This is a genomic window from Microbacterium dauci, assembly GCF_030065535.1.
Classification (GTDB): Bacteria; Actinomycetota; Actinomycetes; order Actinomycetales; family Microbacteriaceae; genus Microbacterium; species Microbacterium dauci.
Genome location: NZ_JASJND010000007.1, coordinates 376,137 through 389,878, shown reverse-complemented (window position 1 = coordinate 389,878; position 13,742 = coordinate 376,137). Strand labels below are relative to the sequence as shown.

The 13,742-nt window shown below is 67.9% G+C and carries 14 protein-coding genes and 4 tRNA genes; 9 read left to right on the top strand and 9 right to left on the bottom strand.

The window, feature by feature from the left end; translation table 11 throughout:
* The coding region (locus QNI14_RS13420) for a hypothetical protein (RefSeq protein ID WP_283717120.1) at positions 1-199 on the top strand (199 nt) is incomplete at its 5' end.
* A gap of 28 nt (positions 200-227) precedes the next feature.
* Here QNI14_RS13420 and QNI14_RS13415 read toward each other — a convergent pair.
* From QNI14_RS13415 to QNI14_RS13395, 5 genes are all read right to left on the bottom strand, one after another.
* Positions 228-512: a type II toxin-antitoxin system Phd/YefM family antitoxin gene (locus tag QNI14_RS13415; protein ID WP_283717119.1), complete on the bottom strand. Its 285-nt coding sequence runs from the start codon at positions 510-512 to the stop codon at positions 228-230.
* Between the two features lie 105 nt (positions 513-617).
* Complete coding sequence (locus tag QNI14_RS13410) at positions 618-1,415, bottom strand: hypothetical protein (RefSeq protein ID WP_283717118.1); 798 nt, start codon at positions 1,413-1,415, stop codon at positions 618-620.
* A 246-nt stretch (positions 1,416-1,661) separates the two neighbouring features.
* Positions 1,662-1,733 (bottom strand) — tRNA-Val (locus QNI14_RS13405).
* Between the two features lie 24 nt (positions 1,734-1,757).
* Positions 1,758-1,831, bottom strand: a tRNA-Cys gene (locus tag QNI14_RS13400).
* Between the two features lie 55 nt (positions 1,832-1,886).
* A tRNA-Gly gene (locus QNI14_RS13395) sits at positions 1,887-1,958 on the bottom strand.
* Positions 1,959-2,107: 149 nt separating this feature from the next.
* Here QNI14_RS13395 and QNI14_RS13390 point away from each other — a divergent pair.
* Positions 2,108-2,183, top strand: a tRNA-Val gene (locus tag QNI14_RS13390).
* Positions 2,184-2,227: 44 nt separating this feature from the next.
* Here QNI14_RS13390 and QNI14_RS13385 read toward each other — a convergent pair.
* The 3 genes from QNI14_RS13385 to zapE all read right to left on the bottom strand — a co-directional run bounded on the left by QNI14_RS13385 (position 2,228) and on the right by zapE (position 5,266).
* Positions 2,228-2,740, bottom strand: a complete 513-nt coding sequence (locus QNI14_RS13385) for a type II toxin-antitoxin system PemK/MazF family toxin (protein WP_283717117.1) — start codon at positions 2,738-2,740, stop codon at positions 2,228-2,230.
* An 82-nt stretch (positions 2,741-2,822) separates the two neighbouring features.
* Positions 2,823-4,040 carry an ammonium transporter gene (locus tag QNI14_RS13380; protein ID WP_283717116.1) on the bottom strand — a complete coding sequence of 406 codons (1,218 nt, stop codon included), beginning with the start codon at positions 4,038-4,040 and terminating at the stop codon, positions 2,823-2,825.
* A gap of 185 nt (positions 4,041-4,225) precedes the next feature.
* Positions 4,226-5,266, bottom strand: coding sequence for a cell division protein ZapE (gene zapE, locus QNI14_RS13375; protein ID WP_283717115.1), 1,041 nt, complete (start codon positions 5,264-5,266; stop codon positions 4,226-4,228).
* A 33-nt stretch (positions 5,267-5,299) separates the two neighbouring features.
* Here zapE and QNI14_RS13370 point away from each other — a divergent pair, with 33 nt between their 5' ends.
* A complete protein-coding gene (locus tag QNI14_RS13370; RefSeq protein WP_283717114.1) occupies positions 5,300-6,001 on the top strand; it encodes a dihydrofolate reductase family protein in 702 nt (233 codons plus the stop codon).
* Here the strand turns inward: QNI14_RS13370 and QNI14_RS13365 are convergent.
* Positions 5,973-7,193, bottom strand: a complete 1,221-nt coding sequence (locus QNI14_RS13365) for an alpha/beta hydrolase family protein (protein WP_283717113.1) — start codon at positions 7,191-7,193, stop codon at positions 5,973-5,975. The two genes, QNI14_RS13370 and QNI14_RS13365, sit on opposite strands and share 29 nt — an antisense overlap.
* Before the next feature lie 25 nt (positions 7,194-7,218).
* On the opposite strand from QNI14_RS13365, the gene QNI14_RS13360 reads away from it, so the two are divergent.
* From QNI14_RS13360 to QNI14_RS13335, 6 genes are all read left to right on the top strand, one after another.
* On the top strand, positions 7,219-7,800 hold the full coding sequence (locus QNI14_RS13360) for a DUF3000 domain-containing protein (protein WP_283717112.1): 582 nt from the start codon (positions 7,219-7,221) through the stop codon (positions 7,798-7,800).
* The gene (locus tag QNI14_RS13355; RefSeq protein WP_283717111.1) at positions 7,793-8,989 is read left to right on the top strand and encodes a ribonuclease D; all 1,197 of its coding nucleotides are present in this window, start codon (positions 7,793-7,795) and stop codon (positions 8,987-8,989) included. Before QNI14_RS13360 ends, QNI14_RS13355 begins: the two co-directional genes overlap by 8 nt.
* A 72-nt stretch (positions 8,990-9,061) precedes the next feature.
* Entirely contained in the window at positions 9,062-10,264 is a 1,203-nt protein-coding gene (locus tag QNI14_RS13350) for a thiolase family protein (RefSeq protein WP_283717110.1), read from the top strand.
* A gap of 10 nt (positions 10,265-10,274) precedes the next feature.
* Positions 10,275-12,419: a 3-hydroxyacyl-CoA dehydrogenase NAD-binding domain-containing protein gene (locus tag QNI14_RS13345; protein WP_283717108.1), complete on the top strand. Its 2,145-nt coding sequence runs from the start codon at positions 10,275-10,277 to the stop codon at positions 12,417-12,419.
* A gap of 85 nt (positions 12,420-12,504) precedes the next feature.
* A complete protein-coding gene (locus QNI14_RS13340; protein WP_283717107.1) occupies positions 12,505-13,191 on the top strand; it encodes a TetR/AcrR family transcriptional regulator in 687 nt (228 codons plus the stop codon).
* Positions 13,188-13,739, top strand: coding sequence for a hypothetical protein (locus tag QNI14_RS13335; RefSeq protein ID WP_283717106.1), 552 nt, complete (start codon positions 13,188-13,190; stop codon positions 13,737-13,739). Before QNI14_RS13340 ends, QNI14_RS13335 begins: the two co-directional genes overlap by 4 nt.
* The last annotated feature ends 3 nt before the right edge of the window (positions 13,740-13,742 follow it).

The window sequence follows — 13,742 nt, the reverse complement described above, 5'->3', positions numbered from 1 at the left end:
GGTGATCGTCCAGGGGCCGTCGTCGGCGTTCACTCGGAACACGACGACCTCGCCCGCGCCCCACGAGGCACGGGCGTGGGGCGCGGCGGCGCCCCCCCCGCAACTCGGGTTCCATCTCGAGCTTCTTCAGCGCCTTAACCACGATCTTCCGCGCGGCACCATCCAGATCGCGAAGATCCTCTTTCGCGTCATCCGTTAGCTCCACACGAGCCATGGTCGGGTTCCTCTCAGTCGTCGAGTTCGATCCCCAGGTCGCTGATCACATCATCAAGGCTGTGACGCACGCCGGAATCGGCCGCCATACGCACGAGGGTCGCTGCAAAGAGGCGCAAGTCCTCTTCGAGTTCCTCCAAGTGGTCGAGTCGTTCCATCCGCTCGACCCCAACGATCGCTGCCTGGGGCTTGTTGTTCTTGAGCACAACGAGAGTCTCACCCTCACGCGCTCTGTCGATGTATGTAGTTGTGTTCTTCTTCACCTCTGTCACGGACACGAGGTTCTCAAGAGCCCACATCAGTTCTCCTCCGGTATAGGGGTTCGGAGACCCCTCACTACGAATAGTACATCGTTCGCGGCACCTCATGCAGTACCGAATTAGGTATCGAATCGCACACGTTGCTCATCGCGGCGCTGGCACGGGAGTGAAACCCGCCTGCGGCGAACCAATCTGCAGCTTCACGAGACTCTCGTTCGCCCGGTAGGCGTTCCATGTCCGGAACAGGTAGAAGAGCGCTTGCCCTGGCAGGATGCGCCGGGACGCGCCCGCCTGCAGGTCGTTGCTCACACGGCGCGAAAGCGTCAGGAACGGGTCGCCAGGACCGTTCTGGATGCCGTCACGGATGCGGTTGAAGAACTCGGCCGTGTCATCGACGTCGAGTTCGGAGAACTCGAGGAACGCGACGCCGAGCGCGCTGACCGGAAGTCGCAGGTATCGGTACATCAGACGGGCGTGGCGCGCCGCAAAGTCGATGTTGGGGATCGCCATCACCGCCTCAGCCATCTCCGTCTTCGTGAGCTGCGAGCTCCCGCCGATGTGCGATGCCGCGTGCTTCACGTCGCCGGCCTTCCACGCCACGTGCAGACGCGCGATCGCGCCGACGTCCTTCGCGTCAGCCTTCTCGGCGAGGCCGGTGATGATCAGCATGTCCCCCGTGTTGCGCGCGGAACCGGAGTCGAGCACCACAAGCGCTTCCTCGCTGATCCCCCGCACAACGAGCACCCACGCGCCCATGCCCGCCCCGATGATCGCGTGGCAGCGGTTCTGCCCGTCGATGAGTCGACCTGTGGTGTCGAACTTGATCGCCTCACCGGTGAGCACCCAGTTGTCGCTCTGGATGTCGCGGACGTAGCCGTTGATGCGACTCTTCTTGACGTTTCGGTTCCGGTCGATGTTCGCCGCGAGCCACGAAACAGCCATCTCCGGCGTCACGAAGACGTACTCGGCGGTCTCTCCGTTGGGCCCGATCGCGATCGAGTTCGAAGATTCGTCAGATTCCTGTGTTGTTGCAGCCTGAGCCGCGCCATTTTGCCTGGTCATACGGCTTTAGTACTGGGACAACGGAGCGGATGCACTATTGCACGGGGCGGAGAATCGATATTGCACAGATGTTGCACGGACTCCCCCAAGCAACAAACAACCCCCGGTTTATCGGGGGTTATCTTGTGCGCGATACTGGGATCGAACCAGTGACCTCTTCCGTGTCAGGGAAGCGCGCTACCGCTGCGCCAATCGCGCCTGTACAGGCTGTTGAGTTGTGAGTGGAGGTGGCGACGGGATTCGAACCCGTGTGGACGGCTTTGCAGGCCGCTGCCTAGCCACTCGGCCACGCCACCGTGTGTGGTTTGACCCACGTGACGCGATCTCCCCTGAGGGAGATCCCCACACTCGAGCGGATGACGAGATTCGAACTCGCGACCCTCACCTTGGCAAGGTGATGCGCTACCACTGCGCTACATCCGCGTGCCCCCTGGTTGCCCCGGGAACTCGATCTACATTAGACGAGATTCGGCCGGGCGCAAAACCGACGGCACCCCGCGCGTGTCCGCCTGCCCGGTTCGGGAGACGGCCTCGGATCCGGTATGCTCGATCACCGGCCCACGTGGCCGAATGGGCGATTGGCGCAGTTGGTAGCGCGCTTCCTTCACACGGAAGAGGTCGTGGGTTCGAGTCCCGCATCGCCCACCACAGAAGCCCCGCTGCACTGGCAGCGGGGCTTCGTCGTTCCGCCGTCATTCGACCGTCCAGCCCAGGCGTTCCGCCAGTTCCAGCGCAACCCGGTCGAACGTCTCCTGCGATACGGCCGCGCCTTCGCGTCTGACGCCGTCACGCGGCACGAGGTACGCCTGGTCGATATCGACCCAGGAGGCGCGCCCTGCACGGTCCCAGGGGCCGCTGCCGATGCCGATCGCGGCATCCGCTCGGTCAGGCGCGCGACTTGTGAGCTTCATCGCGAGCATGCGGCCGTCGTCCGACCGTGCGAGCAGCAGGAGCGGGCGGTCCTTCCCCTGCGATGGGTCCTCCTGGAACGGCACCCATCCCCAGACAACCTCCCCCGCGTCGGGCCGACCATCGGGCTGCGCCGCGTAGCGGAGACGGACGGACGCGGGCACGGGGATCTCGACGATGGAGCCCGCACCGGCCGACGGTGCCGCACCCTGCCCGATCATTCCGGGCACCTGGGACGACCTGGCATCAGGACGCTCCGGCGCGAAGATGCGGAGGACTCGCGAGAGAAGACCCATGGCCGCCACGGTAGCCGACGTCGGGCACGACAGAAGGGGCGCCGCGTAGATCCGCGACGCCCCTTCTGGGGAGAGCTGAAGGTCAGTCGACCAGCGCGTAGCCCTCTTCACCGTGAACGGTGGTGTCGATGCCTGCGACCTCGTCTTCGTTCTTCACGCGGAAGCCGATCGTCTTCTCGATCGCGATGCCGATGATGAAGGCGCCGACGAAGGAGTAGACGAGGACCGCGAGCGCCGCGACCGTCTGCGAGACCAGCTGGCCGGCGTCGCCGCCGGTGAACAGGCCGGTGCCGGTGGCGAAGAAGCCGAGGTAGATCGTGCCGATGAGGCCACCGACGAGGTGCACACCCACGACGTCGAGCGAGTCGTCGTAGCCGAGCTTCCACTTGAGCTCGATCGCCAGGGCACAGACGGCACCGGTGATGACACCGAGCAGCAGAGCCCAGCCCGGCGCCAGCGCGGCGCACGCGGGGGTGATGGCGACGAGACCGGCGACGGCACCCGAGGCGGCGCCGACCGAGGTCGCCTTGCCGTCCTTGAGCTTCTCGATGAGCGTCCAGCCGAGGATGGCCGCGGCAGTCGCACCGAGCGTGTTGATGACGATCGTGCCGACAGCCTGGTCCTCGGTGCCGAGGAGGCCGAAGGTACCTTCAGCGCCGGCGTTGAAGCCGAACCAGCCGAACCAGAGGATGGCAGCGCCGAGCATGACGAGCGGCACGTTGTGGGGCTTGTGGAGGCCCTTCTGGAAGCCGACGCGCTTGCCGAGGACGAGCGCGAGAGCGAGGGCGGCTGCACCGGCGTTGATGTGGACAGCAGTACCACCGGCGTAGTCGATGACGGCCGGAAGACCGGTCTCGTCGCCCCAGTTGAAGATCCAGCCGTCGCCCCAGACCCACGCAGCAACGGGGAAGTAGATCAGCACGGCGAAGAGGCCCGCGAAGAGCATCCAGGCACCGAACTTGGCGCGGTCTGCGATCGCGCCCGAGATGAGGGCGACGGTGATGATCGCGAAGGTCGCGCCGAAGGCCGCACCGACGAGCGTGTCGCTGTCAGCAGTGGCGAGACCGAAGTCCGCGAAGGGGTTGCCGGAGAAGGCGAACGTGCCGCCGCCGAGGCTCATGTTGAATCCGAAGAGGATCCAGAGCACGCCGACGAGGCCCATCGCGCCGAAGCTCAGCATCATCATGCTGACGACGCTCTTCGCCTTGACGAGTCCTCCGTAGAAGAACGCCACGCCGGGCGTCATGAAGAGTACGAGGGCTGTCGCGGCGACAGACCACGCGAGGTTTCCGCTGTCCATGAAGTTCCTCACTCATGTGATGTGTATCTCGGTCCCGGAGCAACGCTGAACATCGGGAGTCGCGAAGCTTTCGGGCGCGATCAGTCTGACGGTGCGCCATTACCGCTGGCGGGCGCGTCGCGTTTCGTTCGTGTTACACGACCACCGGTCAGGTAAACATCACGTTTCGTGAGGCAGTGAGCTCGCTACGCGCCGACCGGGGAATGCGTGAGAGCGACGAGGCGCGAGATGGCGCGCAGATACTTCTTGCGGTAACCGCCGGCGAGCATGTCGTCGCGGAACACACGGTCGAGCGCGACGCCCGTCGCCCGGATCGGGATCTGCGCGTCATAGGCGCGGTCGACGAACGCCACGAAGCGCAGCGCGGCGGACTGGTCGTCGAACGTTGTGACGTCTCGGAGTCCGATCGCGCCGATCTCTTCGATCAAGCGGATGTAGCGGGAAGGGTGCACGGTCGCGAGGTGCGCCACGAGCGCGGCGAACTCGTCGTCTGCGACGAGCGTGTCACCCGCGGCATCCGCGAGTGCAGCTTCGTACTCCTCGGAGTCGAGCACGATCGCGTGCCCGTCGACGGCGCGCTGACGGTAGTCGGTGCCGTCGATACGGAGGGTCTGGAAGTGTGCCGACATGGCGTGGATCTCGCGGAGGAAGTCCTGCGCCGCGAACCGACCCTCGCCGAGTGCGTTCGGGGGCGTGTTCGACGTCGCGGCCAGCTTCGTGCCGGTCGGCACGAGCTCGGCGATCAAACGGGTCATCACCATCGTGTCGCCCGGGTCGTCGAGTTCGAACTCGTCGATGCAGAGCAGGTCCGCACCGCGGAACAACTCCACGGTCTTCTGGTAGCCGATGGCGCCGACGAGCGCCGTGTATTCGATGAACGAGCCGAAGTACTTCCGTCGCGCCGGCATCGCGTGGTAGATCGAGGCGAGGAGGTGGGTCTTGCCAACACCGAACCCGCCATCGAGGTAGACGCCCGGCTTCATCTCGGGCTCGCGCTTGGCCCGACGGAACAGTCCGCCGCGCGCCGGCACTGCTCCCCCGCCGCTGAACTTCTCGAGCAGGTCCTTCGCTTCCTGCTGCGACGGGTACGCGTCGTCGGCGCGATACGTCGCGAACGTCGCGCCGTCGAACTGCGGCGGAGGGGTGAGCGCGGCGACCATCTCCGCGCCGGTCACCTGGGGGTGACGGTCGGTGAGACGCACGATGCCGGTGGAGGTGCGGGACACCCCTCAACAGTAGTCGCGTGCGAGGATGACGACGTGTGGGTGACCGAGGTGCTGCCGTCGACCGCTGATCGAGTGGATGCCGCCACCGCAGTCGGCCGCGAGTGGCTCGAGCGGCGCTACGCCCGTGACGATCGCGCGTACGTCCGACTCAACATGATCACGACCCTGACGGGCACCGCGGCGGGCACGGACGGAACCAGCGAATCGCTGACGAATCGTGTCGACCGGACGATCCTCGGCATCATCCGCGCGGCCGCCGACGTCGTCGTCGTCGGGGCGCAAAGCGTGCGGGCCGAGGGCTACGTCGTGCCTCGACGCGCGAGGCTCGCCGTCGTCTCGCGGTCAGGCGACCTCGCAGGGCACCGGCTCACGCTCGACCCGGACGGCCCTGAAGATCAGGTACTGGTGCTCGTGCCGGCATCCGCTCCGCCGGTCGATGCGGTCCCCGGCATGACCGTCGTGCGACTCCCGGATACCGAGCAGATCACGCCCGTCCGCATCGTCGAGGCGCTGTCGTCGCGCGGGCTCACCCGCATCGTCTGCGAGGGCGGCCCATCAATCGCGACGCAGTTCGCCGACGCAGGGATGATCGATGAGTACTGCCTGACTGTGGCACCGGTCGTGACCCCGAGCGGGACGCCCATCGTCGCACCAGCCACGCAGCCCGCGACCGAGCCGGTCGGGATGCTCGTCGATGGGGCGGGATTCAGCTACCTGCGGCTGCGGGTGCGCTGAGCCCCTGGCCGTCGAGCCACTCGCGCACCACCGAGGCCCAGCGATCCTCGTCGTAGTTCCAGAGCTTCGTGTGGCGCGCGATTGCGAAACGCTCGAGCTGCACGATGTCGGGGCGAGCGGCAGCCAGCGCGTATGACGCGCTCGGCGGGACGAAGTCGTCGCCGTCACTGTGCAGGATGAGCGTCGGGCGGTGCAGCTCGTCGGCGCGGGCGACCAGGTCGAGCTTCTCGAACGGGATCGCCGCGTCCGCGCCGGTGACGCGGCTCCCCCACCCCTGGTGCAGCGCTTCGAGCGCGAGCTCCGCCAGGGGCTTCGGGACCTTGATCTGCCGCGCCTGATACGTGAGGACACGACGCCAGTCGACGACCGGTGAGTCGAGCACGACGCCGGCGATCAGGTCGCGGTGCGCGGAGTTCAGCGCGAGCTGGAGCGCGATCGCCCCGCCCATCGACCAGCCCATCAGGACGATCCGACGCGCACCTCGACGCCGCGCGAAACCGAGCGCGCGGTCGACGTCGCGCCACTCGGTCGCGCCGAGCGCGTACGAGCCGCCACGGCTTCGCGGCGCCTCACCGTCGTTGCGATACGAGACCAGCAGCGAGGTGATTCCGGCCGCTCGGAACACCGGCACCGCACGGAGCGACTCGGAACGGGTCGTCCCGCGACCATGGATGTGGATCGCCCACACGTCGGTCGCCTCCGGCGCCGGGAAGAGCCAGGCAGGGCACGAGCCGAGCGCGGTCGGGATCGATTCCGAGCTGAAAGGGACGTGCAGCTCCTCAGGCGAGCTGAAGTACCACCCACTGAAGGCAGCCTCGCTCGCGAGCCGATCGGTCGGACCGATCTGCGTGAGCAGTTTGCGTGTGACCTGCGTGGCATCCGCCGACAGCACCGTGCCGAGCTTCACGTAGTCCTGCGTCCCGGTCGTGAACAGCCCGTACCGGCCCGGCAGCACGGTGTCGGGGGTGCGGTTGACGGTGATCGTCTGCGCCGCCGTGTCGACGTCGAGCAGTTGGATGTCCGGCACCCGAACCGCCGGCATCACGACGCGGCGGGCGACACGACCGGCAAGGAGTGCGAGCAGCCCGGTGACGCTGATCAGTGCCGTCGCGAGGGCGACGACCACACTGCGGAGGGCGATGACGGTGCGCTCGTCGGCCGCGACGGGAACGGCGCGCCTGGAAGCCTTCATGGTGCCCTCACTCTAGTCTGTCGACGTGAACGAACCCGCGGACGGCTCTCTCGCCTTCCTTGCCGCCGCCGAGTCGTTGCGCGCGCTGACGTTCCGATCCGACTTCGTGGTCCGCGAGATCCCGGCGCCGTCGCAGCTCGCGCCCGAGGCGATCGCCTTCGCCGGCGACGTCCGGCCCGAAACCCACGACGACTCGCCCTACGGCACGGGCCGCATCGTGATCCTCCACGATCCCGCCGAGCCCGACGCGTGGGGCGGTCCGTGGCGGATCGTCTGCTTCGCGCAGGCGCCGCTCGAGCCCGAGATCGGGACCGACCCGCTGCTCGCAGATGTCGCGTGGTCGTGGCTCGTCGATGCGCTCGCCGCACGTGGGGCGACGTTCCACGCCGCATCAGGGACGGCGACCAAGACGCTCTCGAAGGGCTTCGGGACGCTCGCCGCAGAAGGAGACGGTGCGCAGATCGAACTGCGTGCCTCGTGGTCGCCGGACGGCGACCTCGCACGACACATGGACGCCTGGGGAGAGCTGGTGTGCATGCTCGCCGGCCTGCCGCCGGGGTCCGAGGACATCGCCGTGTTCGGCGGACAGCGGAGCTTGCGTGGCTGAGTACGACGTCATCGGGGATGCCACGACAGCGGCATCCGCTGCAGCGGCATTGGCGGCGGGCACCGGTCCCGTCGCCGTCGACGTGGAGCGCGCATCGGGGTTCCGATACTCCCAGCGGGCGTATCTGATCCAGGCCTACCGGCGCGGCGCCGGCGTGTTCCTCTTCGACCCTCCCGCTATCGGCGACATGAGCGCGTTGCAGGACGCCATCGGCGACGAGGAGTGGGTCCTCCACGCCGCCAGCCAAGACCTCCCCTCATTGCGCGAGGACGGCCTCGAACCGCCACGGATCTTCGACACCGAACTCGCAGCACGCCTGCTCGGCCACGAGCGTGTCGGTCTCGGCGCAGTCGTGGAGCACACGCTCGGCATCACCCTCGCGAAAGCGCACAGCGCGGCCGATTGGTCGACCCGCCCGCTGCCGCAGTCGTGGCTGGAGTACGCGGCGCTCGATGTCCTCCACCTCGTCGACGTCCGCGACGCGCTCGTGGCTGAGCTCGAGGAGCAAGGGAAGACCGAGTTCGCAGCCGAGGAGTTCGAGGCCGTGCGCACGCGGGCGCCGAAGCCGGCGCGCGAAGAGCCGTGGCGACGACTGAGCGGACTCCACAGCGTTCGCGGGCGCCGCGCGCTCGCCATCGCCCGCGCACTCTGGACGGCGCGCGAGGAGTATGCGCGCGAACAAGATGTGTCCCCCGGTCGACTCGTTCCCGACCGCGCGCTCGTCGCCGCCGTCGCTGCGAACCCCGCGACGAAGGGCGACCTCGCACGGGTGAAGGAGTTCACCGGCCGCGCGAGCAGGTCGCAGCTCGACCGCTGGTGGGCGGCGATCGAGGCCGGCCGCGCAGACCCCGCACTGCCGTCGGAACGAGGGTCCGGCGATGGGATGCCACCGCCGCGGGCGTGGGCGGATCGGAACCCTCCTGCGGACGCACGGCTGAAGGCCGCGCGGCCGGCCGTCGAGGAGCTGGCGACGGCCCTCGCTATGCCGACGGAGAACCTCCTCACCCCCGACACGCTCCGCCGCGTCGCGTGGAACCCCCCTGCCGAGATCACCGTCGAGACCGTCGGTGCCGCGCTCGCGGAGTGGGGGGCTCGGGACTGGCAGATTGGGCAGACCGCACAGGTCATCGCCGCTGCGTTTGTGGATTCCGTCAACGCGCCCGACGAGGCATCCGAATCTCCTTCGTAGGTTCGAACCAACCGATTTTCACGGGCGGAGGGCCTCCATAGGCTGGGTGCGAACCCAATCATTGGAGGCAGTGTGGCCGAGCTTTCGGACGTCTACTTCGTCGACGGAATGCGGACCCCTTTCGGGCGCGCCGGCGAGAAGGGCATGTACTGGAACACCCGCGCCGATGACCTCGCCGTCAAGGCGACCATCGGCCTGATGGAACGGAACCCGTCGGTTCCCGCTGAGCGCGTCGACGACGTCGCGATCGCGGCGACGAGTCAGACGGGCGAGCAGGGCCTCACCCTCGGGCGCTCCGTCGCGATCCTCGCGGGGCTCCCGCAGACCGTGCCCGGCTTCGCCATCGACCGGATGTGTGCGGGCGCGATGACCAGCGTCACGACGATGGCGGGTTCGATCGGCATGGGCATGTACGACGTCGCCCTCGCCGGCGGCGTCGAGCACATGGGGCACTACCCGATCGGTGGCAACGCCGACCCGAACCCCCGCTTCGTGGCCGAGAAGATGGTCGACCCGGGCGCGCTCAACATGGGCGTCACGGCCGAGCGCATCTTCGACCGTTTCCCGCAGCTCACGAAGGAACGCTCCGACCGATTCGGCATGCTGAGCCAGCACAAGGCGCAGGCCGCGTACGACGCCGGCAAGTTCCAGCCCGACCTTGTGTCTGTGGCCGTGAAGGATGCCGCCGGCGCGTGGGGCCTCGCCACCGAGGATGAAGGGCGTCGCCCGCAAACCACCATGGAGGACCTGGCCGCGCTGAAGACGCCGTTCCGTCCGCACGGTCGCGTCACCGCCGGCACCTCCTCCCCGCTCACCGACGGCGCGACGATGTCGCTCCTCGCCGGCGGCGGCGCCGTCAAGGAGCTCGGCCTCAAGCCCAAGATGCGCCTCGTCTCGTACGCCTTCGCCGGCGTTCAGCCCGAGATCATGGGCATCGGTCCGATCCCCTCAACCGAGAAGGCCCTCAGGAAGGCCGGCCTCACCATCGACGACATCGGTCTGTTCGAACTCAATGAAGCCTTCGCGGTCCAGGTCATCTCGCTGCTCGACCACTTCGGCATCGCCGACGACGACCCGCGAGTGAACCAGTGGGGCGGGGCGATCGCGCTCGGTCACCCGCTGGCGGCATCCGGCGTCCGCCTGATGATCCAGCTCGCGGCGCAGTTCGCCGAGCGCCCCGACGTCCGCTACGGCCTCACCGCCATGTGCGTGGGTCTCGGCCAGGGCGGCTCGGTCATCTGGGAGAACCCGCACTACAACGGCAAGAAGAAGTGAGACAGCCGCAATGACGAACTACGAAGCGATCGACTTCTCCCCGCTCCTCGCGATGTCCGACACCGAGGTCGTGACGCAGTCGCCCGTGCGCGACGTGACCCTGCCGAGCGGCAAGGTGCTCGCGCTGATCACGCTCGACAACGGTCGTGACCACACCCGCCCGAACACGCTCGGCCCAGCGACCCTCACCGCTCTCGGCGGCGTCCTCGACGGGCTGGCCTCGCGTGCCAAGGCCGGTGAGATCCACGCCGTCGGCATCACCGGAAAGCAGTACATCCTCGCCGCCGGCGCCGACCTCAGCGAGGTCGGCAACGTCGGATCGAAGGAGAACGCGCGCCTCATCGCGCAGCTCGGCCACCACGTGCTCGGTAAGCTCTCCGACCTCGGGGTGCCGTCGTTCGCGTTCGTCAACGGCCTGGCCCTCGGCGGCGGTCTCGAGATCGCGCTCAACTCGACCTATCGGACGGTGGATGCCTCGGCCGCGGCGATCGCACTCCCCGAGGTGTTCCTCGGCATCATCCCCGGCTGGGGCGGCGCGTACCTGCTGCCGAACCTCATCGGCATCGAGAACGCGCTCGAGGTCGTCGTCTCGAACCCGCTCAAGCAGAACCGGGTGCTGAAGCCCGCGCAGGCGTTCGAGCTCGGCATCATGGACGCGATCTTCCCGGCAGCGACCTACCTCGAGGACTCGCTCCGCTGGGCGGACGGGGTGCTCGGCGGCTCGGTGAAGGTCGTGCGGAAGAACGAGCCTGGCAAGATCGAGCGCCTGACGAAGTGGCCCATCGCGATCAAGGTCGCGCGCGGCATGCTCGAGTCGAAGATCGGCACCGTGCCCCGCTCCCCGTATGTCGCGCTCGATCTGCTCGACAAGGCGAAGGGCGGCTCGAAGGCAGACGCGTTCGCCCGTGAGGACGAGGCGCTCGCCGACCTCGTGACGGGTGATCAGTTCGCGGCATCCATGTACGCCTTCGACCTCGTGCAGAAGCGCGCGAAGCGTCCGGTCGGCGCCCCCGACAAGGCGCTCGCGAAGAAGGTCACGAAGGTCGGCATCATCGGTGCCGGTCTGATGGCGAGCCAGTTCGCGCTGCTGTTCGTGCGGCGCCTGCAGGTGCCGGTGCTCATCACCGATCTCGACCAGACCCGCGTCGACAAGGGTGTCGCGTACATCCACGATGAGATCGGCAAGCTCGAGGCGAAGGGTCGTCTCGACGCGGATGCCGCGAACAAGCTGCGCGCGCTCGTGACCGGTACGACGGACAAGAGCCTGTATGCGGACTGCGACTTCGTGATCGAGGCGGTCTTCGAAGAGGTCGGCGTGAAGCAGGCCGTCTTCGCCGAGATCGAGGCCGTCGTCGCGGAGGACGCGATCCTCGCGACGAACACCTCCTCGCTCTCGGTCGAAGAGATCGGCGCGAAGCTCGCGCACCCCGAGCGGCTCGTGGGGTTCCACTTCTTCAACCCGGTGGCGGTCATGCCGCTGATCGAGATCGTGAAGACGCCGACCACCTCGGAAGCCGCTCTCTCGACCGCGTTCGTCGTCGCGAAGGGCCTCGGCAAGAACGCCGTGCTCACCGCCGACGCACCCGGTTTCGTCGTCAACCGGCTGCTCGCGAAGGTCATGGGTGAGGCGGCGCGCGCGGTCTACGAGGGCACTCCAGTGGCCGACGTCGAGAAGGCGTTCGGCCCGCTCGGCCTGCCGATGGGGCCGTTCCAGCTCATCGACCTCGTCGGCTGGAAGGTCGCGGCGCACGTGCAGGACACGATGGTGCGGGCGTTCCCGGACCGGTTCTACGCCAACGAGAACTTCCACGCGCTCGCCGAGCTCGGCGACGTCGTCGAGAAGGACAAGGGTGGGCGCGTCACCGGTTTCACGAAGGAAGCCGCGAAGCTCGTCGCCACCGTCGCCGGTTCTACGCCGACTCCCGCCGCAGAGATCCTCCGTCGGGTGCAGGACGGCCTCGCCCAGGAGATCAAGCTGATGCTCGACGAGGGCGTCGTGCCCGAGGTCGAGGACATCGACCTGTGCCTGATCCTCGGCGCGGGGTGGCCGTTCATCGACGGCGGCGCGACGCCATACCTCGATCGCGAGGGCTCGAGCGAGCGCGTGTTCGGTGACACATTCCACCACCCGCCGATTCGCGGCGTCGCAAACTGACGCGAACGCACGACAGCGGCCCCGGGCTTCGGCTCGGGGCCGCTTCGCGTTGACAGCTGACCTGGCTCGGGCGTAGTTTCTGAACATGTTCAGTTCTGAGCTTTCGACCGGCTCGACCGAGACCAAGAGCGACCGGACACGGCGGCTGCTCCGCGACATCGCGCTGCGCTCGTTCCGTGAACGCGGATACGACGCGACGACGATCCGCCACATCGCCGCGGAGGCGGGCGTCTCGGTGGGCACGACGAACTACCACTTCGCCTCGAAGAACGATCTCGTCCAAGAGCTCTACCTCGACGTCCAGGACGCGCACGCGGCACGCGCCGCCGAACTGTCGGGCAGCACGACCGGCCTGATCGACCGGCTCCGGATCGCCTACGAGACGGGGCTCGACGAGATCGAGCCGTACCATCCGCATGCGCCGGAGTTCCTCTCCGCCGCGATGTCACCGCGCTCGCCGATCAACCCCCTGTCGACCGACTCTGCCGATGCGCTTCGCATCACCGAGTCGGTGTTCCGTGCCGCGGTCACCGGAGCGGACCACCGGCTCCCCGCCGACATCGCCGAGAAGCTCCCCCGCGTCTTCGTGCTCGGGCACCTGCTGCTCGCGCTCTTCTGGGTATACGACTCGTCGCCGGAGCAGCGGCGAACGCGCCTGCTCCTCGGCGCAGGTCTCACGCTCCTGGGCCGGGTCCTCCCGGTCGTCGGTCTTCCCGGTGTGCGTGGTCCGGTCCGGCAGCTGCTCGACCTCGTCGACGAGGTACAGGCGTGAGCGTCGGCGCCGTGTCGGTCTCGCCTCGCACCGCTGCGGAACCGATGGCGTTCACGGGAGCGGAGTTCCGCCGCGGGGCAACAGAAGCGTGGGGGTGGTATCTGCTCAGCGTCGTTGTGTGCTCCGTGATGTACGGACTCATTGCGATCCCGATCGCACTCCTCTGGGCAACGCCGGTATCGCTCGCGGCAACACTCGTCTGGGCACCGATCGCGTATGCCCTCGGACTGGCCCTGCGGCGAACCCGCGCGATCGCCGTCCACCTTGCGGCGTTCACCCTGCTCGGCGGGGTCGCCGGAGTGGTCACGATGCTGCTCTTCCTCGCGGCGACCGGGGACATCGACATGGCGAACGGGTGGCTCTGGCTGTACGGACCCTTCGCATTGACTCCCACGCTCGCCGTCCCGTTCGCGTGGTGGCGAACCGCTCGCCGTGCGTTGCGCTCGGACCGTGGCGAAGTGCCCATCAAGCGCGACCCGGATGCCGCCGCTGAGGACGCCTCGGTGATCCGACTCACCGAGCGCACGGACGAGTTCGACGCGCGGTGACTC